Origin of the sequence: Actinomadura montaniterrae (assembly GCF_008923365.1) — a bacterium.
Classification (GTDB): Bacteria; Actinomycetota; Actinomycetes; order Streptosporangiales; family Streptosporangiaceae; genus Spirillospora; species Spirillospora montaniterrae.
The window spans coordinates 1-21,062 of sequence record NZ_WBMR01000024.1 but is presented as its reverse complement, the minus strand read 5'-3'; the positions used below and the strand labels follow the sequence as shown (position 1 = coordinate 21,062).

General features: G+C 75.3%; 20 protein-coding genes. 11 read left to right on the top strand and 9 right to left on the bottom strand.

Annotation, left to right across the window (positions count from 1 at the left end; translation table 11 throughout):
- Positions 1-26: 26 nt before the first annotated feature.
- Both F9B16_RS11705 and F9B16_RS11700 read right to left on the bottom strand, forming a co-directional pair.
- Complete coding sequence (locus F9B16_RS11705) at positions 27-503, bottom strand: RrF2 family transcriptional regulator (RefSeq protein ID WP_151540042.1); 477 nt, start codon at positions 501-503, stop codon at positions 27-29.
- 25 nt (positions 504-528) lie between these two features.
- On the bottom strand, positions 529-1,239 hold the full coding sequence (locus tag F9B16_RS11700; RefSeq protein ID WP_225991564.1) for a TetR/AcrR family transcriptional regulator: 711 nt from the start codon (positions 1,237-1,239) through the stop codon (positions 529-531).
- Between the two features lie 85 nt (positions 1,240-1,324).
- On the opposite strand from F9B16_RS11700, the gene F9B16_RS11695 reads away from it, so the two are divergent.
- Genes F9B16_RS11695 through F9B16_RS11685 form a run of 4 tightly spaced genes read left to right on the top strand, consistent with a single transcriptional unit; the run spans position 1,325 to position 4,207 of the window.
- A complete protein-coding gene (locus tag F9B16_RS11695) occupies positions 1,325-2,440 on the top strand; it encodes an MFS transporter (protein WP_225991563.1) in 1,116 nt (371 codons plus the stop codon).
- Entirely contained in the window at positions 2,437-2,718 is a 282-nt protein-coding gene (locus F9B16_RS52610; protein ID WP_225991562.1) for a hypothetical protein, read from the top strand. The genes F9B16_RS11695 and F9B16_RS52610 overlap by 4 nt, the downstream gene beginning before the upstream one ends.
- Positions 2,715-3,047, top strand: a complete 333-nt coding sequence (locus F9B16_RS11690; RefSeq protein ID WP_192808735.1) for a nuclear transport factor 2 family protein — start codon at positions 2,715-2,717, stop codon at positions 3,045-3,047. Before F9B16_RS52610 ends, F9B16_RS11690 begins: the two co-directional genes overlap by 4 nt.
- Positions 3,044-4,207, top strand: coding sequence for a GDSL-type esterase/lipase family protein (locus F9B16_RS11685; RefSeq protein ID WP_151540041.1), 1,164 nt, complete (start codon positions 3,044-3,046; stop codon positions 4,205-4,207). The genes F9B16_RS11690 and F9B16_RS11685 overlap by 4 nt, the downstream gene beginning before the upstream one ends.
- Before the next feature lie 49 nt (positions 4,208-4,256).
- On the opposite strand, the gene F9B16_RS11680 is transcribed toward F9B16_RS11685, so the two are convergent.
- Positions 4,257-6,116: a CocE/NonD family hydrolase gene (locus tag F9B16_RS11680; RefSeq protein WP_151540040.1), complete on the bottom strand. Its 1,860-nt coding sequence runs from the start codon at positions 6,114-6,116 to the stop codon at positions 4,257-4,259.
- 175 nt (positions 6,117-6,291) lie between these two features.
- Here F9B16_RS11680 and F9B16_RS11675 point away from each other — a divergent pair, with 175 nt between their 5' ends.
- Positions 6,292-7,860 (top strand): FadD3 family acyl-CoA ligase, encoded by a 1,569-nt coding sequence (locus tag F9B16_RS11675; protein WP_151540039.1) that lies wholly within the window; start codon positions 6,292-6,294, stop codon positions 7,858-7,860.
- Positions 7,861-7,965: 105 nt separating this feature from the next.
- Here F9B16_RS11675 and F9B16_RS11670 read toward each other — a convergent pair whose 3' ends face one another.
- From F9B16_RS11670 to F9B16_RS11660, 3 genes are all read right to left on the bottom strand, one after another.
- Positions 7,966-8,868 carry an acyl-CoA dehydrogenase family protein gene (locus F9B16_RS11670; protein WP_151540038.1) on the bottom strand — a complete coding sequence of 301 codons (903 nt, stop codon included), beginning with the start codon at positions 8,866-8,868 and terminating at the stop codon, positions 7,966-7,968.
- Positions 8,865-9,995: an acyl-CoA dehydrogenase family protein gene (locus F9B16_RS11665; RefSeq protein WP_151540037.1), complete on the bottom strand. Its 1,131-nt coding sequence runs from the start codon at positions 9,993-9,995 to the stop codon at positions 8,865-8,867. Before F9B16_RS11665 ends, F9B16_RS11670 begins: the two co-directional genes overlap by 4 nt.
- A 183-nt stretch (positions 9,996-10,178) precedes the next feature.
- On the bottom strand, positions 10,179-10,640 hold the full coding sequence (locus F9B16_RS11660; protein ID WP_151540036.1) for an SAM-dependent methyltransferase: 462 nt from the start codon (positions 10,638-10,640) through the stop codon (positions 10,179-10,181).
- Between the two features lie 63 nt (positions 10,641-10,703).
- On the opposite strand from F9B16_RS11660, the gene F9B16_RS11655 reads away from it, so the two are divergent.
- Together F9B16_RS11655 and F9B16_RS11650 are read left to right on the top strand one after the other, a co-directional pair.
- Positions 10,704-11,870 (top strand): acyl-CoA dehydrogenase family protein, encoded by a 1,167-nt coding sequence (locus tag F9B16_RS11655; protein WP_151540035.1) that lies wholly within the window; start codon positions 10,704-10,706, stop codon positions 11,868-11,870.
- Positions 11,867-12,883: an acyl-CoA dehydrogenase family protein gene (locus F9B16_RS11650; protein ID WP_151540034.1), complete on the top strand. Its 1,017-nt coding sequence runs from the start codon at positions 11,867-11,869 to the stop codon at positions 12,881-12,883. Before F9B16_RS11655 ends, F9B16_RS11650 begins: the two co-directional genes overlap by 4 nt.
- On the opposite strand, the gene F9B16_RS11645 is transcribed toward F9B16_RS11650, so the two are convergent.
- Positions 12,880-13,593 carry a TetR/AcrR family transcriptional regulator gene (locus tag F9B16_RS11645; protein ID WP_151540033.1) on the bottom strand — a complete coding sequence of 238 codons (714 nt, stop codon included), beginning with the start codon at positions 13,591-13,593 and terminating at the stop codon, positions 12,880-12,882. The genes F9B16_RS11650 and F9B16_RS11645 overlap by 4 nt on opposite strands.
- 76 nt (positions 13,594-13,669) lie before the next feature.
- On the opposite strand from F9B16_RS11645, the gene F9B16_RS11640 reads away from it, so the two are divergent.
- Both F9B16_RS11640 and F9B16_RS11635 read left to right on the top strand, forming a co-directional pair.
- Complete coding sequence (locus F9B16_RS11640; RefSeq protein ID WP_151540032.1) at positions 13,670-15,508, top strand: ABC transporter ATP-binding protein; 1,839 nt, start codon at positions 13,670-13,672, stop codon at positions 15,506-15,508.
- On the top strand, positions 15,505-17,283 hold the full coding sequence (locus F9B16_RS11635; protein ID WP_151540031.1) for an ABC transporter ATP-binding protein: 1,779 nt from the start codon (positions 15,505-15,507) through the stop codon (positions 17,281-17,283). The genes F9B16_RS11640 and F9B16_RS11635 overlap by 4 nt, the downstream gene beginning before the upstream one ends.
- 21 nt (positions 17,284-17,304) lie before the next feature.
- On the opposite strand, the gene F9B16_RS11630 is transcribed toward F9B16_RS11635, so the two are convergent.
- On the bottom strand, positions 17,305-17,913 hold the full coding sequence (locus F9B16_RS11630) for a TetR/AcrR family transcriptional regulator (protein ID WP_151540030.1): 609 nt from the start codon (positions 17,911-17,913) through the stop codon (positions 17,305-17,307).
- Between the two features lie 73 nt (positions 17,914-17,986).
- Here F9B16_RS11630 and F9B16_RS11625 point away from each other — a divergent pair, with 73 nt between their 5' ends.
- Positions 17,987-19,438 (top strand): MFS transporter, encoded by a 1,452-nt coding sequence (locus F9B16_RS11625; protein WP_151540029.1) that lies wholly within the window; start codon positions 17,987-17,989, stop codon positions 19,436-19,438.
- On the opposite strand, the gene F9B16_RS11620 is transcribed toward F9B16_RS11625, so the two are convergent.
- The gene (locus F9B16_RS11620; RefSeq protein ID WP_151540028.1) at positions 19,433-20,452 is read right to left on the bottom strand and encodes a DUF5954 family protein; all 1,020 of its coding nucleotides are present in this window, start codon (positions 20,450-20,452) and stop codon (positions 19,433-19,435) included. The two genes, F9B16_RS11625 and F9B16_RS11620, sit on opposite strands and share 6 nt — an antisense overlap.
- A 218-nt stretch (positions 20,453-20,670) precedes the next feature.
- Between F9B16_RS11620 and F9B16_RS11615 the strand changes: the two genes are divergently transcribed.
- A partial coding sequence (locus tag F9B16_RS11615; protein WP_151540027.1) for a PAS domain-containing protein occupies positions 20,671-21,062 on the top strand: 392 nt, incomplete at its 3' end.

The following is a 21,062-nucleotide window of genomic DNA, read 5'->3' as shown; positions in this document are numbered from 1 at the left end:
GTGGCCGGGCGGCGGTGGGCGGTCGGTCAGTCGTTCAGGCGGGCGTAGTTGCGCCGCGTGCGGGCGGCGCCCTCGGGGGCGCGTTCCATCAGGTCGGCGATGGTGGTGCCGGCCAGCTCGCGGCGCCACGCCAGCTCGGCGCGGCGCATCAGGGCGGAGATGCCGCAGGGGCCGTCGAACTCGCGGCCGGCGTCGCGCCCGCCCGCTCCGCGCTGCCGGATCTCGGTGCAGCGGAACGCCTCGAGCGGCCCTTCGAGCGCGGTGACGACCTCCATCACCGTGATCTTCTCGGGCGGGCGGGCGAGCGACCAGCCGCCCCGCACGCCCGGCGCGGAGGTCAGGATCCCGGCGCGGGCGAGCGGCTGGAGGCGCTTCTTGAGGTACTCCTGCGGCAGGTCGAACCGGGCGGCGAGCCGCCGGATCGAGACCGGTGCCGCGTCGTCCAGCCAGCCGAGCGTCACGCAGCAGTGCAGTCCCCACTCGACGCCCTCGCCCATCCGCATGAACCGGGACTATACACGTCCCGGTTTACGCGGTCAGCCCGAGGGCGGCGATCAGGTCGCGCATCTCGTCCCGGTAGACGGCCGCCGGGTCGTGGACGAGCGGGCGCAGGTGCCCGTAGATCTCCAGGGCCATCAGCCCGTGCATCCGCCCCCACACCCGCAGGGTCAGGGCGAGCGCCTCGGGCGGCAGGCCGGGGAAGTCCTCCCGGACGTGGCCGACGAGCCCCGGGTCGAAGTCGTCCCAGGCGTAGCGGCGGCCGTCCCGCTGGAGCGCGGCGGCGGACGGCCAGGCGGCGGCGACGAGTCCGACGAGGCCGGCACAGGCGCGCAGCTCGGCGGCCTTGCCGGGGCCGTCGTCGGGCGCCTGGTAGCCGGGCACCGGGTCGCCGTAGACCAGCCGGAAGCCCTCGGGGTTCGCCACCGCCCATTCCCGTACGGCCTGCGCCCAGGCCAGGATCCGGCCGCCCGGGTCGGACTCCGGGACGGCGTCGCGGGCGGCCTCCGCCGCGTCGACCAGCGCGCCGTACACGTCGCCGATCAGCGTCGTGACCAGGTCGTCGCGGGTGGCGAAGTAGCTGTAGATCGCGCCGGCGGTCATGCCCATCTCGCGGGCGATGGCGCGCAGCGAGATCGCGTCCGGGCCGCCCTTCGCCATCAGCTCGAGCGCGATCGCCTTGATCTCGTCGCTGGTCTGGGCGCGCAGCCGGGCGCGGCGGCTCGGGGTCGGGTCGTTCACGCTTGACACTCTACAGCGTTGGACTACTGTACGGCGTGCTCACTTTGAACGGTGTGTAGTAAATCAACGGCATGCAGGAGATGGCATGGAACGGCATCGGGCACGCCTCGCGCTGCTCGCATCGACGCAGCTCATCGTGGCTCTCGACTACAACATCGTGTACGTGGCGCTGCCCGGGATCGGGACGGCGCTCGGCTTCGGACCTTCGTCCGTCCAGTGGGTGGTCAGCGCCTACTCGGTCGGGCTCGGCGGGCTCCTGCTGTTCGGCGGCCGGGCCGTGGACCGGCTCGGCGCCCGCCGGATGTTCATGACCGGCCTCGCGCTGTACGGCGCCGCCTCGCTCGCGGGCGGCCTCGCGTCCGGCGCGGGGATGCTCGTCGCCGCCCGCGCGGTGCAGGGCGCGGGCGGCGCCCTGCTGACCCCGGCGACCCTCACCCTGATCTACCGGGGATTCGCCGAGGGGCCCGCGCGCAACAAGGCACTCGGCGCCTGGGGGATGGCGGGCAGCGCCGGGCTCGCCGCCGGATCCCTGCTGGGCGGCGTGCTCACCAACTACCTCGGCTGGGAATGGGTGTTCTTCGTCAACGTGCCGCTGGCGCTCGCCTGCGCGCTCGCGGCGCCGCGGCTGCTGCCCGCCGACCCCGCCCGCGCGCCCGGCTCGTTCGACGTGCCCGGCGCGGCGCTGGCCACCGCGGCGTCGGCGCTGCTGGTGCTCGGGCTGGCGAGCGGGCCGGACGCCGGATGGGCGTCCGCGCGCGCCGCCGGGTCGCTGGCCGCCGGGGCCGTCCTGCTCGCGGTGCTGATCGCGGTGGAGGCCCGCACCCGCGACCCGCTCATCCCGCTGCGGCTGGCCCGCGGCCGCGGCCTCGCCACCACCATGATCGTGATCGCCGTCTTCCAGGGCACGCTCGGCGGCGGCTACTACATCCTGACCTCCTACCTGCAGCCCGTCCTCGGCTACAGCGCGCTGGAGGCGGGGCTGGCGTTCCTGCCGCTGACGCTCGTCTGCATGCTCGCCGCGCTCACGATCACCCCGGTGGTGCTCGGACGCTGGGGGATCCGCACCACCCTCGCCGTCTCGACGGCCGGGACCGGCGCGGGCATCGCCGCGATGGTCGCCGGCACCACGGCGGGCGGCGGCTTCTGGACGCTGCTGCCCGCAGCGTCGTCTGGGGCCTGTTCGGCGGCGTCGCGTTCGTGACGCTGTTCGCCTCCTCCGGCGCGGGCGTCCCGGCGGACCAGCAGGGCGTCGCGTCCGGGCTGGCCAGCAGCGCCAAGGAGATCGGCGGCGCCCTCGGGCTGGCGGTGTTCGTCGCGATCGCCAACGGCCCGGGCGACCTCCTGCACGGTCTGCACGCCGTCGGCTGGGTCGCCGCGGCCGCCACCGCGGCGGGCGGCCTGGCCGCCCTTGCCCTCAAGCCCTCCCGTCCCGGCGGCACGGAACGGGAGTCCCTCCCTCTCGAAGGAGCCCTCAAGTGACCACGACCGACCTGATCAACGCCTACCTCGACATCTGGAACGAGCGGGACGCCGCGGCCCGGGAGGCGCTCATGAAGTCCGTCCTCACCGACGACTCGCTCTACAGCGACCCCGACCACGCGGGCCTGCGCGGGCACGCCGAGCTGTCGGAGGCGATCGGGCGCGCCCAGGCGAACTTCGGCGACCTGCGGTTCGCGCTCGGCGACGTCATCGGCGCCCACCACGACCGTGCGCTGTTCACCTGGCGGCTCGGCACGGCCGCGACGGGATACGACGTCGTCGAGTTCGACGGCGACCGCATCCGCGCCGTCGTCGGGTTCTTCGGATGACCGGCGACCGCCGCTGGTCCGCCGCCTGGACCACCGCACCGCAGCGTCCCGGCCCCGGCTTCGCCCCCAACTGGTCGGAAGAGGGCTTGGGCGGGTGGACGGTCCGGCAGACCGTCCGGCTCGGCATCGGCGGCGACGCGCTGCGGATCCGCCTGTCCAACCGCTATGGCGCCGCGCCGCTCCGGATCGCGGGGGCCACGGTCGCGGCGTCCGCGGGCGGCGCCGCGGTGAAGCCCGGCACGGTGCGGGAGCTGACCGCCGGCGGCGCGCCCTCCTTCGCCGTCCCGCCCGGCGCGGACCTGGCGACCGACGGCGTGCCGTTCCCGGCCGGGCCGCTGGACGCGGTGACGATCACGCTGGCGCTGGACGAGCCGTCCGGGCCGGTGACGTTCCACGCCCAGGCGCTCGCGACGACGTACCGGGCGGCGGGCGATCGCCGCGGCGACGGCGGCGGCGCCGCGTTCACGGAGCGGTCGCAGTCCTGGTACCTGCTCGCCGGCGTCGACGTGGCCGGGACCGGGGTCGCGGGCGACGGCATCGTGGTCATCGGCGACTCGCTCACCGACGGGACGGGCGGCACCCCCGGCACCGACCAGCGGCTCCCCGACCTGCTCGCCCGGCGGCTGGTCGCGGCGGGCCGGCCGCGCGCCGTCCTCAACCAGGGGATCGGCGGCAACCGGGTGACGGTCGACTCGCCGTGGCTCGGCGACGGCGCCACCACCCGGTTCGACCGGGACGTGCTGGCCCAGCCGGGCGTCGGCACCGTCGTCGTCTTCGCCGGGATCAACGACGTCGGGATCGGCGAGGTGGCGGACGACCCGCCCTTCCCCATCCTCGCCCCGTGCACGGTGGTGCCGGCGGCGGAGGTCGTCGCCGGCCACCGGGACATGATCCGGCGGGCGCGCGCCGCGGGCCTGCGGACGGTCGGGGCGACGCTCGGGCCCATGCGGGGCTCGGCCTTCTCCACCGCGCGCAGCGAGGCCGCGCGAGCGGAGGTCAACGCCTGGATCCGCGGGTCGGGGGAGTACGACGCCGTGCTCGACTTCGCCGCGGTGCTGGGCGACGCGCTCGACCCCGTCCACGACTCGGGCGACCACCTGCATCCGGGCGACGCGGGGTACCGGGCGATGGCCGCCGCCGTGGACCTCGGCGTGCTGTGACGTCCGGCCCGGGCCGGCCCCCGGGACGGTCCCGGCCGGGCGCGCGCGGTCAGGGGAGGGTGGACAGGTCGATCGCCGACACGGCCGCGGCGTCGTGGTGGATCGTGTACCGGCCGCCGGCCAGCGACGGCAGGTCGGCGAGCGGGACGAGGTGCGGGAAGTCGGCGGTCGCCACGCGGACGCGGAGCCGGTGACCCGCGGGCACGGTGGCGAACGCCGGCCGGATCTGGATGTCGTATCGGGTCAGCTTCCCCGGCGTGACCGGGGTCTGCGCGGCGCGGGTGAGCGGGTGGTACGGGTACACCCAGCCGCCTGACGCGCCCTTCCAGCTGCGCTTGGTGTCGACCGCGCGCATTGAGCCCATGAGCGCGCCGCCGCTGAGGTCGGTCGACGTCCCGTCGGGCGCGACGTCCTCGATGGTGAGCGCCCACAGCGTCTCCGGGCGGGTGGACGCGGCGCGCAGCGTGACGCCGATCGGCCCGGCGAGCTGGAGCGGCTTGGCCAGCGCGGGTGAGGTGTAGGTCGTCTCGCCCGGCCCGTTGACGGGCTTGCGCTGCGAGCCCGTGCAGGGCGAGGCGATGCCCGCGCCGGCGAAGAGCTGTGACAGGAGCCCGGCGGCGAACTGGTCGGTGGAGCGGGTGCAGGGGTTCGACAGGCCGGTGAACGCGATCGAGTCGGCGGGTTCGGCGCCCGTGGGCGCGGTGGAGGTCAGGCGTCCTTGCGAGCGCAGGAACATCCGGGTCGGGCGCGCTTGCGCGAGGGGGTAGCGGGCGGTGTCGTAGCGCCGTCCGCCTGGCTCGATCACGTGGAGGGGCGTGGTGGTGGCGACGGTGCCGCGTCCCTTGAGCCAGTGGTCGAACCACGCGAGCTGGATCGCGTCGAGGTCCTGCCCGCTGCCCATGTCGCCGTGCGTCCACGGTCCGTAGAGCAACTGGTACTTGGCGGAGACGGGCTGGCCGGGCGTCATCGGGGCGGTCACTGGACGTCCCGCCGCCGCGTTCTGCAACCCGCTGTACAGCAGCGGTTCGCCGCGCTGGAAGACGTCGTAGAGCCCGCCGACGAGGTAGACCGCGACGCCGTTCGCGACGATCCTGCGCAGGACGCCTTCCGGCGCCCGCGCCTTCCACCAGGCGTTGTCATACCTGCGCGGGCCGTTGGCGAGCATGTCGCGCGCGATCGTCAGCTCGAACGGCCCGGCCTGCATGAGGTGCTCGTAGGACAGGAGCAGCGCCGCCGCCGGGTCCTTGGGCAGTTCCACGAACGGCGTGGTGACGCGCGTGACGCCGTAGCCGAACACCAGGCCGAGCGGCGACTCGACGTTCAGCGCGCCGCCGCTGACGAACAGGTCGCGGTAGGGGTCGGCGGACGCCGCCATCGGGAAGATCGCCTTGAGCGGGGAGTGCGGGCCGACCGCGGCGGCCGTGAACAGCTGGTCGATCGCGAGGTACGACAGGCCGAGCATGCCGACCTTCCCGCTGGAGTTCGGCAGGCGCGCCGCCCAGTTCACGATCTGCGCGCCCGCCTGCGCCTCGGACGGCTCGAACAGGTCGAACTTCCCCTGCGAGCCGCCGGTTCCGGGGACGTCGACGACCAGCCCGAGGTAGCCGCGTTCGATGAGGTACGGGTTGAGGCCGCCGGTGCCGGGGGAGCCGGTCTGCGCCGACGGCGTCTTGCCGTACGGGGTGAACCCGACGATGACCGGGAACGGGCCGCGCGCCGGCTTCCCGGTGGCGCGGTCGGCGGGCATGTGCAGGTCGGCGCGCAGCAGCGTCCCGTCCTTGAGGCGCAGCGTCAGGTTGCGCTGCACGGTGACGCCGTAGGGCGCCGCGGGCGCGGGGGCCGCCGAGGCGGGGGCGGTCAGCGCGGCCAGGACCAGGATCAGGGAGCACACAGCTGCGAGGCGGCGCATGGCGCGACTCCTGGGGTCGGAGGTGCTTGGGCGGGACGCTAACAACCCGCGCGCCCGCCGGGAACCCCAAACGAACAAAAATGTTTATTTGATAGGTCGCACGAACGTCTCGCCGAGTACCGGTGAGCGGGACGGCCTAGCCGGCCCGTGGTGACCGGGGCCACCATGGGCTGTCATGGGCGAACTGACGATTCCGGCGGTGTTGGCACGGGCGGCGGAGGCGTTTCCGGACGCCGAGGCCGTGGTGGACGGGGACGTCCGGGTGACGTTCGCGCAGCTGCGGGACCGCGTGCGGGAGGCGACCGCCGCGTTCGCCGGCGCCGGCATCGAACCGGGCGACCGGATCGCGATCTGGGCGCCGAACGGGCTGCCGTGGATCGTCACCGTGCTCGGCGCCATGGGCGCGGGCGCGACGCTCGTCCCGCTCAACACCCGCTACAAGGGCGACGAGGCGCGCTGGCCGCTCACCCGCGCGCGCGTGAAGATGCTGTTCGTCGCCGACGGGTTCCTCGGCATCGACTACCCCGGCATGCTCGGGGTCGACGCGACCGGCGCCTACCCCGGCCTGCCCGACCTGAAGGCCGTCGTCACGTTCAACGGCGAGGAGCGGCCCGGCGTGACGTCGTGGGCCGGGTTCGCCGGCAAGGCCGTCCCGCTCGCGGAGGCGGACGCGCGCGCCGCCGCCGTCCGCCCCGGCGACGTCGCCGACATCCTGTTCACGTCCGGCACGACGGGCAAGCCCAAGGGCGTGATGTGCACGCACGAGCAGAACGTCCGGACGTTCGAGGCGTGGGCGGCGCGGACCGGCGTGCACGCCGGCGACCGCTACCTGATCGTGAACCCGATGTTCCACTCGTTCGGCTACAAGGCGGGCGTGATCGCGTGCGTGCTCAAGGGCGCCACGATGGTGCTGCAGCCGGTGTTCGAGGTGGCGGAGACGCTGCGGATCATCGAGGCGGAGCGGATCACGGTGCTGCCCGGCCCGCCGACGATCTACACCACGCTGCTGGACGCGCCGGGCCGCGCCGAGCGCGACCTGTCGTCGCTGCGGCTCGCGGTGACCGGCGCCGCCGACGTGCCCGTCGCGCTCGTCCGGCGGATCCGCGAGGAGCTGTTCCCGCAGGTCATCACCGCGTACGGGCTGACGGAGTGCTCCGGCACGGTGTCCGCCTGCTCGCTGGACGACGATGACGAGACGATCGCGACGACGTGCGGCCGGGCCATCGACGACGTCGACGTGAAGATCGTCGACGACAAGGGCGACGAGGTCCCGGCGGGCACCGACGGGGAGATCCTCGTCCGCGGCTACAACGTGATGAGCGGCTACCTCGACGATCCGGAGGCGACCGCGGAGACGATCCGGGACGGCTGGCTCGACACCGGCGACCGGGGCCGCCTCGACGAGCGCGGCAACCTGACCATCACCGGCCGGACCAAGGAGATGTTCGTCGTCGGCGGCTTCAACGTGTACCCGGCGGAGGTCGAGGACGTCCTCGCCGGGCACGGCGCGGTCGCCGAGTCCGGCGTCGTCGGCGTCCCGGACGCCCGGATGGGCGAGGTCGGCCGCGCCTACGTCCGGCTGCGTCCCGGCCGCACCGCGACCGCCGAGGAGCTGATCGCGTTCTGTCGCGAGCGGCTCGCGAACTTCAAGGTCCCCAAGGAGGTCGTCTTCGTGGACGACCTCCCGAAGACCGCGTCCGGCAAGGTCCGCCGCGTGGAGCTCAAGCAGCAGGCCGGCGCCTGACCCTCGTCGAGCCGTGGCGTGCCGCACACCCCCCCGCCCGGCCCCCCCCCCCCGCCGCGCCGGGCCGGGCCCCCCTCACGAAGGCGGCACGCCACGAGCCGACGGTCAGAAGGCGGCGACCACGCGGGCGCGGTGGTGGGCGGGGGTGCCCCAGGCGGAGTGCAGGGCGCGGGCCTTGCGGATCCACAGGGACGGGTCGTACTCGTCGGTGTAGCCGATCGCGGCGTGCACCTGCAGCGCCGTCTTCGCCGCGAGGTACGCGGCGTCCGACGCGGCGACCTTCGCGGCGGACGCGTCCCGCGCGAAGTCGCCCGACCCGTAGGCCAGGGCCGCACCGTAGACGAGCGGCCGCGCGAACTCCAGCTCCACCAGCGCGGTGGCGAGATGGTGCTTGACCGCCTGGTACTCGCCGATCGCGCGCCCGAACTGCTGCCGCGTCTTCGCGTACTCCACCGACACGTCCAGCAGGGCGCGGCCGAGGCCGATCTGCTGCGCGGCGCACAGCATCACGCCGAGGTCGGTGAGGCCGGACGGCGCGCCGTCCACCCGGAACAGGCGGCGGGCGGGGTCGAGGGACGCGACGCGCTCGCCGGCCCGCACGGCGGTCCCGTCGGCGGCGATGACCAGGTCGGCGACGTCGGCGTCCAGCGCGTGCGGGACGGCGACCGACACCAGCGCCTCGCCCTCGGCGATCCTCGCCAGGACGTCCCCGTCGGAAACGATCCCGGCGGCGGCGAGCGTCTCGACGTACGGGCCGGGCGCGGCGGCGCGTCCGAGCTCCTCCATCGCGACGGCCAGCTCGACCGGCAGCGGCCCGATCCCGCCGTGCTCCTCCGGAACGGCCAGCGCGAACACGCCCGCCTCGGCGACCTGCGACCACAGCGCCCGGCCCGGCGCCGCGTCGCCCGCCGCCCACGCGCGGACGGCCTTCGCGGTCTGCGCGCCGGCCAGCAGCCGGCGCAGCGTCTCGCCGAACATCCGCTGCTCGGCGGAGAGAACGAACTTCACCGGGACCCCCTCGGCAGGCCGAGCAGCCGCTCGGCGATCACGTTGCGCTGGATCTCGTTGGTGCCCGCGTAGATCGGGCCGGCGAGCGAGAACACGTAGCCCTCCAGCCAGTCGGAGTCGAGCTCGCCGTCCGCGCCGAGCAGGTCCAGGGCCGTCTCGTGCAGCGCCACGTCCAGCTCCGACCAGAAGACCTTGTTGAGGCTGGACTCGGCGCCGATGTCGTCGTCCCGGGAGATCGTCTCGAAGCCCTTCAGCCGGTACGCGCGGGACCGGATCCACGCGTCGGCGACCCGGTCGCGCAGCGCGGTGTCGGCGGGGTCGGCGCGCTCCTTCCACAGCTCGACGAGCCGCTCGGTCGCGGCGGTGAACCGGCCGGGGCTGCGCAGGGTGAGGCCGCGCTCGTTGCCGGCGGTGCTCATCGCGACCCGCCAGCCGTCGCCGGGCGCGCCGATGACGTCCTCGTCCGGGACGAACACCTTGTCCAGGAACAGCTCGGCGAACGCGGGCTTGCCGTCGAGGCGCCCGATCGGCCGGACGGTCACGCCCTCCGCGTCCAGCGGGAACATCAGGTACGTCAGGCCCTTGTGCCGCGACGACTCCGGGTCGGAGCGGAACAGGCCGAAGCCCCGGTCGGCGAACGCGGCGCGGGAGCTCCACGTCTTCTGGCCGTCGAGCAGCCAGCCGCCGTCGGTGCGGGTCGCGGTGGAGCGCAGCGCGGCGAGGTCGCTGCCCGCGCCGGGCTCCGACCACGCCTGCGCCCAGATCACCTCGCCGGCCGCCATCGGCGGCAGGATCCGGGCGAGCTGCTCGGGCGTGCCGTGCTTGAGCAGCGTCGGCGCCAGCAGGTTGATGCCGTTCTGGCTGACCCGGCCCGGCGCGTTCGCCGCGTAGTACTCCTCCTCGAAGATCAGCCACTGCAGGACGGACACGCCGCGCCCGCCGTACTCCTCCGGCCACGACACCACGCCGAGCCGCGCCTCGCCGAGCCGGCGCTCCCAGTCGCGGTGGAGCGCGAAGCCCTCCTCGGTCTCCAGCGACGGCAGCGGCTCGGCCGGCACGTGCGCGCGCAGCCAGCCGCGCACCTCGGCGCGGAACTCCTCGTCCGCCGCCCCGAATTCAAGATCCATGCGAAGCCTCCTCCAGGGTCCTCATCACTGCCGCGCCGCCCCTTCTTTCTAACAACTGTTTGGTAGAGTAGAGGGCGGACAGGGAGAAGGGCGACCCGCCCCTCCCACCGACCGGGACGGGACGGATCGCCCGAAGATCGCAGGAGCGCCCGGAGATCGGGAAGGCCGCGGCGCCGGGCGCGGTCAGTAGTACTCGGCCATCAGCTCCGCGGACCAGGCGGGCTGCCGGACCTCGCCGCGCGGCCCGAACTCGCGCATGTACGGCTTGACGTCCAGGACGGGCGTCCCGTCGATCGCGTCCAGCTCGGCGACCTCCAGCCGCAGCCCGTCCACCGCCAGCAGCCGGCAGCGCGACACCCCGATCCGGTTCGGCCGGTTCTTGCCGCGCTGCGCGAAGATCCCGACCAGCGGCCAGTCCGCCCGGTTCCGCGGGTGCCGCGCCCCCGCCTGCACCTTCTCCTCCGGGACGCGGTGGAAGTGATAGACGACCTCGAGGTGGGAGAACTCGGCCAGCCCGGCGACGGCGTCCGGCGCGAACCGGGACGCGTCCAGCACGATCGCGGCCGACACGGCGCCCCAGCCGTCGTCGAACGCCTCGTCCCGGCCGCCGGCGACGTGACCGATGGGTTCCAGGGTCAGTGACATGGCCGGAATCCTAGGTCCGATGCCGCCGAATCCCGTTCTGTGGGCATCCGGTAAGAAGGTGCCGTGCCCGCACTGAGACTGGACGCGGCGGCCCTGCCGCCCGAACTGGACGGCCTGCGCCGGGACGTCCGCGCGTTCCTCGCCGGGGAGATCGCCGCCGGGCGGATCGTCCCGCACGCCGACAACTGGCTGGCGGGCTGGGACCCCGCGTTCAGCCGGCGGCTCGGCGAGCGCGGCTGGATCGGGATGACGTTCCCGCCCGAGTACGGCGGGAGCGGGGCCGGGTCGCTCGCCCGGTTCGTCGTCACCGAGGAACTGCTCGCGGCGGGCGCGCCGGTCGCCGCGCACTGGATCGCCGACCGGCAGTCCGGGCCGTCGCTGCTGAAGTTCGGCACCGAGGAGCAGCGCCGCGCCTACCTGCCCGGCATCGCGCGCGGCGAGACGAGCTTCGCGATCGGCATGTCCGAACCCGACTCCGGCTCCGACCTCGCGTCCGTCCGGACGAAGGCCGAGCGCGCGGACGGCGGCTGGCTGGTCAACGGCGCCAAGATGTGGACGAGCGGCGCGCACGTCGCGGACGCCATGATCGCGCTGGTCCGGACCGGGCCGCCCGGGGAGAGCCGGCACGAGGGCCTCACCCAGCTGATCGTCGACCTGCGCGCGCCCGGCCTGGAGATCCGCCCGATCCGGCTGCTGACCGGCGAGCACCACTTCAACGAGGTCGTCCTCACCGACGTGTTCGTGCCGGACGGCCGCGTCCTCGGCACGGTCGGCGACGGCTGGCGGCAGGTGACCGGCGAGCTGGCGTTCGAGCGCAGCGGCCCCGAGCGGATCCTCAGCACGTTCCCGCTGCTCGCGGCCGTCGCGGGGCGGCTCGCCGAGCGCGGCGCGGACGCCGCCGACCGGGCCCGGATCGGGATGGTCGCCGCGCGGCTGTGGGCGCTGCGGCGGATGTCCCTCGCGGTCGCGGCGCGGCTCGCCGCCGGGGACGCGCCCGCCGTCGAGGCCGCCGCCGTCAAGGACCTCGGCACCCGGTTCGAGGGCGCGCTGATCGAGACGGTCCGGCTGCTCGCCCGGGTCGAGCCCGACCTCGCGTCGTCCGATCCGCTCGCGCACCTGCTGGCGCAGTCCGTGCTGCACAGCCCCGGGTTCACCCTGCGGGGCGGGACCAACGAGATCCTGCGCGGCGTCGTCGCCAAGTCGCTGCTGCCGAGAGGGGACGCCCGGTGAACGACATCGTCCAGGACCTGGCCGGCACCGTGGACGCGGTCTGCGCCCGGCACGCCGACCCCGGCGAGGGCTGGAACCCGCGCCTCTGGGACGAGCTGGAACGGGTCGGCGTGACGCTGCTGCCCGTCCCCGAGGAGCGCGGCGGCGCCGGGGCCGACCTCGCCACCACCGCCGAGGTGCTGCGGGTGCTGGGCCGGCACGCGGCGGCCGTCCCGCTGGCGGAGACCGCGCTGCTGGCCGGGTGGCTGCTCGCGGAGGCCGGCGCGGACGTCCCGTCCGGGCCGCTGACCGCCGCCCTGGCCGGACCGGACGTCGCGCTCCGGCAGAACGCCGGCGGCGGGTGGACGCTGACGGGCACGCTGCCGCGTGTCCCGTGGGCCCGGCACGCGGAGGGCGTTGCGGTCCTGGTCGACGGCCGCACCGCCTTCGTCCCGCGCGGCGGCTACGAGGTCGGCGAGGGCGCGAACCTCGCGGGCGAACCGCGCGACACCGTCCACCTGCGCGACGCCGCTCCCGCCCAGGTGCTCGCCTCGTCGGCGACGGCGCAGGAGTTCCGGGAACGCGCAGCGCTCGGCCGGGCGGCGCTGATGGCCGGGGCGATGGAGACGGCCACCGACCTCGCGGTGCGGTATGCGGGCGAGCGCGTCCAGTTCGGCCGGCCGCTGGCGCGGTTCCAGGCCGTCCAGCAGCACCTCGCCGAGATGGCGGGCGAGACGCTGCTCGCGACCGTCGCGGCGCAGGCGGCGGCCGCCGAGGGCACCGGCTTCGCGATCGCGGCGGCGAAGGCGGCGGCGAGCGAGGCCGCCGGGACGGTGTGCCGCCTCGCCCACCAGGTACACGGCGCGATCGGGTTCACCGACGAGCACGGGCTCCGGCACGCCACCACCCGGCTGTGGGCGTGGCGCGACGAGTGCGGCAACGAGGCGGAATGGGGCGAGGCCCTCGGCGCGCGCGCCGTCGACGCGGGCACCGGAGGGCTCTGGCCCCTCATCACCGCAGGCGGGGACCTCTAGGGGATCCGGGGCCCGTCCGGTTCGGCCGCGTCGCGGAGCGCCGCCGCCGCGCGCTCCAGCGCGACTTCCCGAGGATCGCCGGGCTCCGGGTCGGGGCGCATCCCGCGCAGCAGCAGCTTGATGGTGAGGACGGTGAGCGGCAGGCCGGAGCGCTGCGTCGCGCCCGCCGCCCGCTCCATCGCCGCCTCCCGCCGGCCCGCGGCGATCGTCGCGTGGACCAGGACGGCCGCGAGCGACTCGGGCGGCTCCCCGGCGGCGACGTCGCCGCGCCGCTGCCCGGCCTCCAGCACCTCCGCCAGCGCGAGCACCGGGTTCGGGACGTCCTCGCCGAGGTGGTCCGACAGGCGTTCGGGCTGGTTCGCGATCCCGCGCATGATCGCGTCGCGGAACGGGCCGGGCGCGGGCGCGGCGCGGCGCAGCGCCGCGAAGGCGTTGCCGACGATGACCCCGGTGCCGGAGCCGGCAGCGAGGCCCTTGCGGCACGCGTCCGCGAACGCGGCGCAGGTGACGATCGCGGCCTCCAGCACCACGTCGTCCTTGCTCGGGAAGTAGGTGAAGAACGTCCCCCAGCTGACGCCGGCCGCGGTGACGATGTCCTCGATCCGGGCGGCCTCGACGCCGGACCGCTCGAACTCGGCGACCGCCGCCTCGTAGACGCGGCGGCGCGTCTCGATGGCGCGGGCCTGGCGGGGACGGCGGGCGGTCGGCATGGGGAACCCTCTGGTGCGGCGGGCCGGACGGTTCTATTCTGCCAAAGTTGATGCGCATCAACTTTTGGAGGCCGACGTGGTCATCGCAGGGCTGCCGGAACGGCTCGCCGGGTCCGGCCGGGTGCGCGCGCTGCGGATGCTCTGGGGCGCGGGCAAGGGCTGGTCGGCCGCGGTCGCCCTGCTGGTGCTGGCGAACGCGCTGCTGCCGAACGCGAGCCTGATCGCGCTCGGGTACGCGGTCGGGCGCATCCCGGCGGCAGCCGCCGCGCACCTGCACGGTGCCGCCGGGCGCGCCCTCGCCGTCGCGCTGCTGGTCGCGGGCCTGCTCTACGCGGCGACCCTCCTCACCGGCCCGTACCAGGAATGGCTGAGCGCGTGCGTGAAGGCGCGCCTGGTGGACGACCTGCAGAGCCGGCTCATGGCCGCCGTCAGCGGCCCGGCGGGCGTCGCGCACCTGGAGGCCCCGGAGACCCAGGACCGGCTGGAACTGGCCAGGGGCAGGCTGACGGGCCACATCCCCGCGGACGCGCCCGTCGCGCTCGCCTCCGCCGCCGGGTCCCGGCTCGCCGGGATCACGGCCTGCGCCGTCCTCGCCACGTTCCGGTGGTGGCTCGGGCTCGCGCTGCTCGCCGTGTGGCTGCTGATCCACCGCCCGCTGCGGAAGATCATCCTCGCCCAGATCGTCGGGTTCCGGACGAAGGCCGAGGTGCTCCGGCGCGCCTGGTACTTCCTCTACCTGGCGATCCGCCCGGCCGCCGCGAAGGAGCTGCGCGTCTTCGGCCTCGGCGACTGGACGATCGACCGGTACCGCGAGCACTGGGCGACGGGCATGGCCACGAACCGGGAGACCTACGCCCGGCTCAGCCGCCGCGCCTACCTGCTCGCCGGCGCCGTCCTCGCCGCGTACCTCGTCGCGGGCGGCACGCTCGCGTACGCGGCGCTGCACCACCGGATCGGCCTGCGGGAGCTGTCGGTCATGCTGCCGCTGCTGCCCGCCACCATGTACGCGGGCACCGTCACCACCGGCGACATCTCCGCCGAGTGGATGGTCTCGGCCCTGCCCGACCAGGCCGCGCTGGAGGCGCGCCTGCGCGCCGCCCGCGAGGACCTGAGCGGCGGCCGGGACCCGGCCGGGCTCCCCGAGCACGGCATCCGGCTGGACGGCGTCCGCTTCGCCTACCCCGGCGGCGAACCCGTCCTCGACGGCCTCGACCTGGAGATCCCGGCGGGACGCTCCACCGCGATCGTCGGCGTGAACGGCGCCGGGAAGACCACGCTGGTCAAGCTGCTCGCCCGCATGCACGACCCGACCGGCGGGACCATCACCGTGGACGGCGTGCCGCTCCGCGACCTCGACGCGGCGCGCTGGCAGCGCCGGTTCGCCGCCGTGTTCCAGGACTTCAACCGCTACCCGCTGCCGCTCGGCGAGAACGTCGCGCTCGGCGCCGTCGAGCACGCAGGGGACGTAGACGGCCGCGCCCGCGCCGCCGCCCGCGCCGGCGCACTCGACCTCGCCGCGGAGGTCGGCTGGGACACCGTCCTGTCCCGCCAGTACGCGGGCGGGACCGACCTGTCCGGCGGGCAGTGGCAGCGCGTCGCCCTCGCCCGGGCGCTGTTCGCCGTCGAGCACGGCGCGGCGGTGCTCGTCCTCGACGAGCCGACCGCGTGGCTGGACGTCCGCGCCGAGGCCGCCTTCTACGACCGGTTCCTCGACCTCACGCGCGGCCTCACATCCATCGTCATCTCGCACCGCTTCTCGACCGTGCGCCGCGCCGACCGGATCTGCGTGCTGGACGGCGGACGCCTCGCCGAGCAGGGCACCCACGACGAGCTGATGGCGCTCGGCGGGACCTACGCGGAGATGTTCCGCCTCCAGGCCGCCCGCTTCCGCGACGAGAAGGAGAGCGAGGCATGACGACGGTCCGCCGCACGTTCCGCGTCCTGGTCGCCGACGGGTTCCGGGCCGCGCCGCGCCCGATGACCGTCGCCGCGCTGACCACGCTCGCGACCGCGCTCACCCAGATCGCCTACCCGGTCGGCATCCGCACGATGGTCGACGCCCTGGCGCGGCACGACGCCGCCGCGGAGATCGCCGGGACCGTCACCGTCGCCGTCCTGTTCACCCTGTCCTGGACCCTGATGATCGTGTCCGCCGGACGGCTGACCGCGCTGACCGACGAGGTGTCGGTGTGGCTGTCCGCGCGGATCGCCGCGCTCGTCAACGCCGTCCCCGGCCTGGAGCACTTCGAGCGGCCCGGCTACCTCGCCGAGCTGGAACGGCTCGAACAGCGCCGCCCGATGCTCGCGTCCGGGCCCCGGCAGGCGCTCACGCTCGCGTCCGTCGTCGTCCGGACGGTCGGGATCGCGTTCCTGCTCGCGACCGTGTACTGGCCGCTCGCGCTGCTGCCCCTCGCCGGGCTGCCCCCGTACCTCGCCGACAAGCGGTCCGTCGCGCTGCGCGAGCGCGCGGACGCCGCCGTCGCGGACCAGCGGCGCCTCGCCGGGGAGCTGTTCGAGCTGGCCGCGACCGCCGGGCCCGCCAAGGAACTGCGGACCTACGGCCTCGGGCCCGAGCTGCGCGCCCGGCACGACCGGCTCAGTGCCGCCGCCCGCCGCGCCACCGTCCGCGCCGCGTCCGCCGGCGCCCTGTGGAGCGCGCTCGGCTGGTTCCTGTACGCCGCCGCGTTCTCCGGCGCGATCGCGCTCATCGCCGTCCGGGCCGCGCGCGGCGACGCGTCGGCGGGCCAGGTCGTCCTCGCGGTCAGCCTGCTGCGCCGCGCCCAGCTCACCGTCTCGCAGGCGTCCAACGCGATCGGGCAGATCGTCACCACGGCGTCCGCCGCGCAGAGCCTGCTGTGGCTGGAGGACCACGCGGCCGCGCAGCGCTCCGGCGGCGCGCCCGCCCCCGGCCGCCTCGACCACGGCATCACGCTGGAGGACGTCGCGTTCGCCTACCCGGGCACCGACGCGCCCGTCCTGCGCGGGGTGGACCTCACCCTGCCCGCCGGCGGCACCGTCGCGCTGATCGGCGAGAACGGCGCGGGCAAGACCACCCTGGTCAAGCTGCTGACCGGCATGTACGCGCCGACGAGCGGGCGGATCCTGCTGGACGGCACCGACCTCGCGGCCATCGACCGCGCCGCGTGGCGCGCCCGCACGTCCGCCGCCTTCCAGGACTTCGTGAAGTGGAACCTGCGCGCGGGCGAGGCCGTCGGCATCGGCGACCTGCCCCGCCTCGACGACGAGGACGCGCTGCGCACCGCCCTCGACCGGGCCGCCGGGACGAGCGTCATAGACGAGCTGCCGGACGGTCTCGACACCCCGCTCGGGAAGTCGTTCCAGGGCGGCGCCGACCTGTCCGGCGGGCAGTGGCAGAAGCTCGCCCTCGGCCGCGCGATGATGCGCGACCACCCGCTGCTGCTCGTCCTGGACGAGCCGACCGCGAGCCTGGACGCGCCCACCGAGGACGCCCTGTTCCGCCGCTACCTGGACGCCGCGCGCCGCACCGCCGCCGGCACCGGCGCGATCACGATCGTGGTGTCGCACCGCTTCTCGACCGTCCGGATGGCCGACCTCATCGTCGTCATGGACGGCGGGCGGGTCGTCCAGGCCGGGGACCACGCCGCGCTCCTCGCCGAAGGCGGGCTCTACGCCGAGCTGTTCGAGCTCCAGGCCCGCGCGTACCTGTAGGCGGCTCCGCAGACGCCGCCGCTAGGGGAGGCGGACGCCGACGAGCTTGGTGAGGAGCCGGTCGACCTGCTGCTCCAGCGGCTCCCACGGCAGGTTCGGCTCGTTGACGCGCATCGAGACCGCGCCGTGGACGGCCGCGCGCAGGTCGAGCGAGACGGCCGCCGCGTCGTCGGCGGGCGCCAGGCCCTCGTCCATGCACCGCTGGACGGCCGCCGTGGTGCGCTTGCCGAGCTCCATCTTGAACGAGGTGTCGCACCGCTGGTTGACCGCGCTCTCGTGCAGCACTTTGTAGAGACCCCGGTGCTCGTGCGACCAGGTGCCCATGACCTGCACGCGCGCGCGCAGCCCGCCCACCGGGTCGCCTGCGGCGGCCTCGGCCTCGTCGGCGGCCCGGACCAGGTCGGCGTGGCTGCGCTCCATCGCCGCGAGGACCAGCGCGTCCCGGTCGGCGAAGTGCAGGTACACCGACGTCGCCGCGATGCCGATCTCCCGGGCCACCGCGCGCAGCGACAGCGCCTCGTCGTCGCCCAGCTCGTCCAGGAGCCGCAGCGCGGTCGCCACGATCTCCTCGCGCAGCCGTTCGCCCTGGCCGCGCCGGTTCCGCCCGCGCGACGGCGATGCCGTTCCCATGCGGGCATTCTAATGCGACGGCCATTGCGCTACAGTCGTAGCGCTACAGCTGTTCACTCAACGAGAGGCCACCATGACCACCGAAACGGTTCCCGGAGAGCGCGAGGGCGCGGCGCGCTCCGAGCCCGACCCGCGGCGATGGTGGGCGCTGGCCGCCGTCGCCACCGCCCAGCTCATGATCGGCATCGACATGACGATCATGAACATCGCGCTGCCGTCGCTGCAGCGCTCCCTGCACCTGTCCGACCCGGGCCGGCAGTGGGTGATCACCGTCTACGCGCTCGGCTACGGCGGCCTGCTGCTCCTCGGCGGCCGGCTGTCGGACCTGATCGGCCGCCGCCGCGCGCTGCTGATCGGCCTGACCGGGTTCGCCCTGGCGTCCGCGCTCGGCGGCGCGGCCCCCGGCCCCGCCCTGCTGCTCACCGCGCGGGCCGCCCAGGGCGTCTTCGGTGCGCTGCTCACCCCGTCCGTGCTGGCGACGATGGCCGCCGCCTTCCCCGCCCCGGCCGAGCGCGGCCGGGCGTTCGGGATCTACGGGACCGTCATGGGCAGCTCGTCCGGGCTCGGCGTCGTCCTCGGCGGCGTCCTCACCGACTACCTCGACTGGCGCTGGTGCATGTTCGTCAACGTGCCGATCGCGGCCGCCGCCGGGGCCGGGGTGCTCTATGCCGTCCGCCCGGTGCCGCGCACGCCCGGCGTGAAGATCGACGTCGTCGGGGCGCTGCTCGCCACCGCGGGCCTGATGGGCCTCGTCCTCGGCTTCGCCCGCGCGGAGCCGGACGGCTGGGGCGCCGCGACGACCGTCGTGCCGCTCGCCGCCGGCGTCGCGCTGCTCGCGGCCTTCGCGTGGACGCAGACCCGGGTGGCCGGGCCGCTGCTGCCGCCGCGGGTCGTCCTCGACCGCCGCCGCGGCGGCTCCTACCTGGCCGTCCTCGGCCTGGCCGTCGGGATGTTCGCCGCGCTTTTCTTCCTCACCTTCTACCTGCAGAACGTCCTCGGGTACTCGCCCGTGCGGGCGGGCGTCGCGTTCCTGCCGCTCACGGCCGGGCTGATGATCGGCGTGCGGGGGGTGAGCCGGCTGCTCGTCCGGGCGCCGGTGCGGGCGCTGCTCGTCCCGGGCCTGCTGGTGATCGCCGCCGGGCTCGCGCTGCTCGGGACCGTCCGGGTCGACAGCGGCTACTGGACGCACGTGCTGCCGGTGTTCCTGCTCGTCGGGCTCGGCACCGGCTGGGTCCTCGTCACCGCCAACAGCACGGTCACGCTCGGCGCGGGACCCGACACCGCCGTGGCCGGCGCGGGCGTCATGACGTCGCAGCAGATCGGCGCGTCCCTCGGCACCGCCCTGCTCAGCACCGTCGCCGGGACGGCCGCCGCGCACTACCTGCGGGACCACCCGGGCGGGGCGGCGCGCGCGGCCGTGCACGGCTTCGACGTCGCGAGCCTCGGCGCGGCCGGCGCGCTGTGCCTCGTCGCGGCCGTCGTGTTCCTCGTCACCGGCCGGGCGGCCGCCGCCCGGCCGTCATGAGGTCTCCTCCTCTTCCTCTTCCTCCTCGTCGTACTCCTCGTACTCGTCTCCGTGGACGGCTCCGGACAGGCCGTAGCGCTCCTCGTCGGAGGGGCGCGGGCCCTCCGGGCCGTCCCGGCCGAGCCGCAGCATCCGCGAGATCCGCACGGTGCGGAACCGGCGCCCCGCCGCCGTGAACGCGTGCCCGGTCGCCGCCTCGATCTGCTCGGCGGCCCGCTCCCACTCCGCCAGCTCGGCCGGATCGGGCGGGTCGCCCTGGAACTCGCGCAGCCGCGGCAGCAGGTCGGCGAAGTAGCGGGCCAGCCGGCGGCGCGTCTCGTCCGGATCGTCGCCGCCGGTCAGCGGCGCCCAGCCGTTCTCCTTGACCTCGACCGCGACGAACGTCGGCGGCAGCAGCACCACGCCCGGGTACGCCTGCACCGCGTGCCGCGCCTCCGCCAGCACCACGTCCGGGACGGAGCCCGGCACCGGCATGAAGCCGACCAGGTTCAGCCGCAGCTGCGCCTCCCACCGCCCCGCCGGCGCCGCGGGCTCCAGCAGGTGGCCGCGGAGCATCCCGTCGCCGCAGGCGCCGGGCGTGTCGGTCGGCCGGGGCGGCTCCATCACCCGGTCGCCGAGCAGCGTGTACTTCTCCACCCGGATGATCCGGTAGCGCCGGTCGCCGATCTCCCACTCGTCCTTGGGGAGCTGGGCGCCCTCCTCGGGATCGAGCCGGCCCGCCGCCGCGAGCATCGCCCGCGCCATGCCCGGCGGGTGATCGCCGTCCGCCGCGTCCCGGCGCAGGTCCGCGGCCAGGCCGTAGCGGGCGGCGGACGGGTCGGTCGAGCCCAGGCAGCCGATCCGCCACTCGGCGCCGGCCTGCACCGCGTACCCGAAGTCGGGCGACCCGGCGGGGAGGAGCTTCGGGAAAGCGAGGATCGCGTCGCCGATCTCGCGGTCCCGCACGGCCGTGACGGGATCGAGGGAGGCGACCAGGTTGATGTGGTCGTACCCCGGCATCAACGGGAACGTCATGTCCTCATGTTCGGGACCCGCGCCGCGTCCCGCAGCGGAATCCGCGGAACCGGACCGCCGCTGACGTGCGACTTCTCCCAATCGACGGCTTATGTCCGACAGATGATGCGGGTCCGGCGGGCCGCATTCCGGGCGCCGGGCCCGGCTCCCGCGTCCTCCGCCTCCCGGCGGCGGGCGCGTCTAGACTGGTGGCCGGATCGACACCGGGGGATGAGGCGATGGTCCCGGATGCCCGCGACACGGCTCGCACCGACACGGCCCTGGCCGACGCGGCGCTGTTCGGCGCCCTGGTCACCGAGGTGCCGTTCGGCGTCGCGTTCCTCGACAGCCGGCTGCGCCTGCGCCGGGCCAACGCGGCCCTGCGCGCGCTGCTGCGCGGCGGCGGCGCCGGCGGCCGCAACGGCGTCAACCCCGTCGGGCGGCGGCTCACCGAGGTGCTGGACGGCGAGTTCGCGGCGGTCCTCGAACCGGCGCTGCGCGGCGTCCTCGACGACGGCCGCGCCGTCACCGGCCTGGAGGTCCGCGGCCCCGCCCCAGCCGACCCCGGCTCCGCGCGCGGCGGTTCCGCGTCCGGCGGTTCCGCGTCCGGCGCGCCGGACGCCGCCGTGCC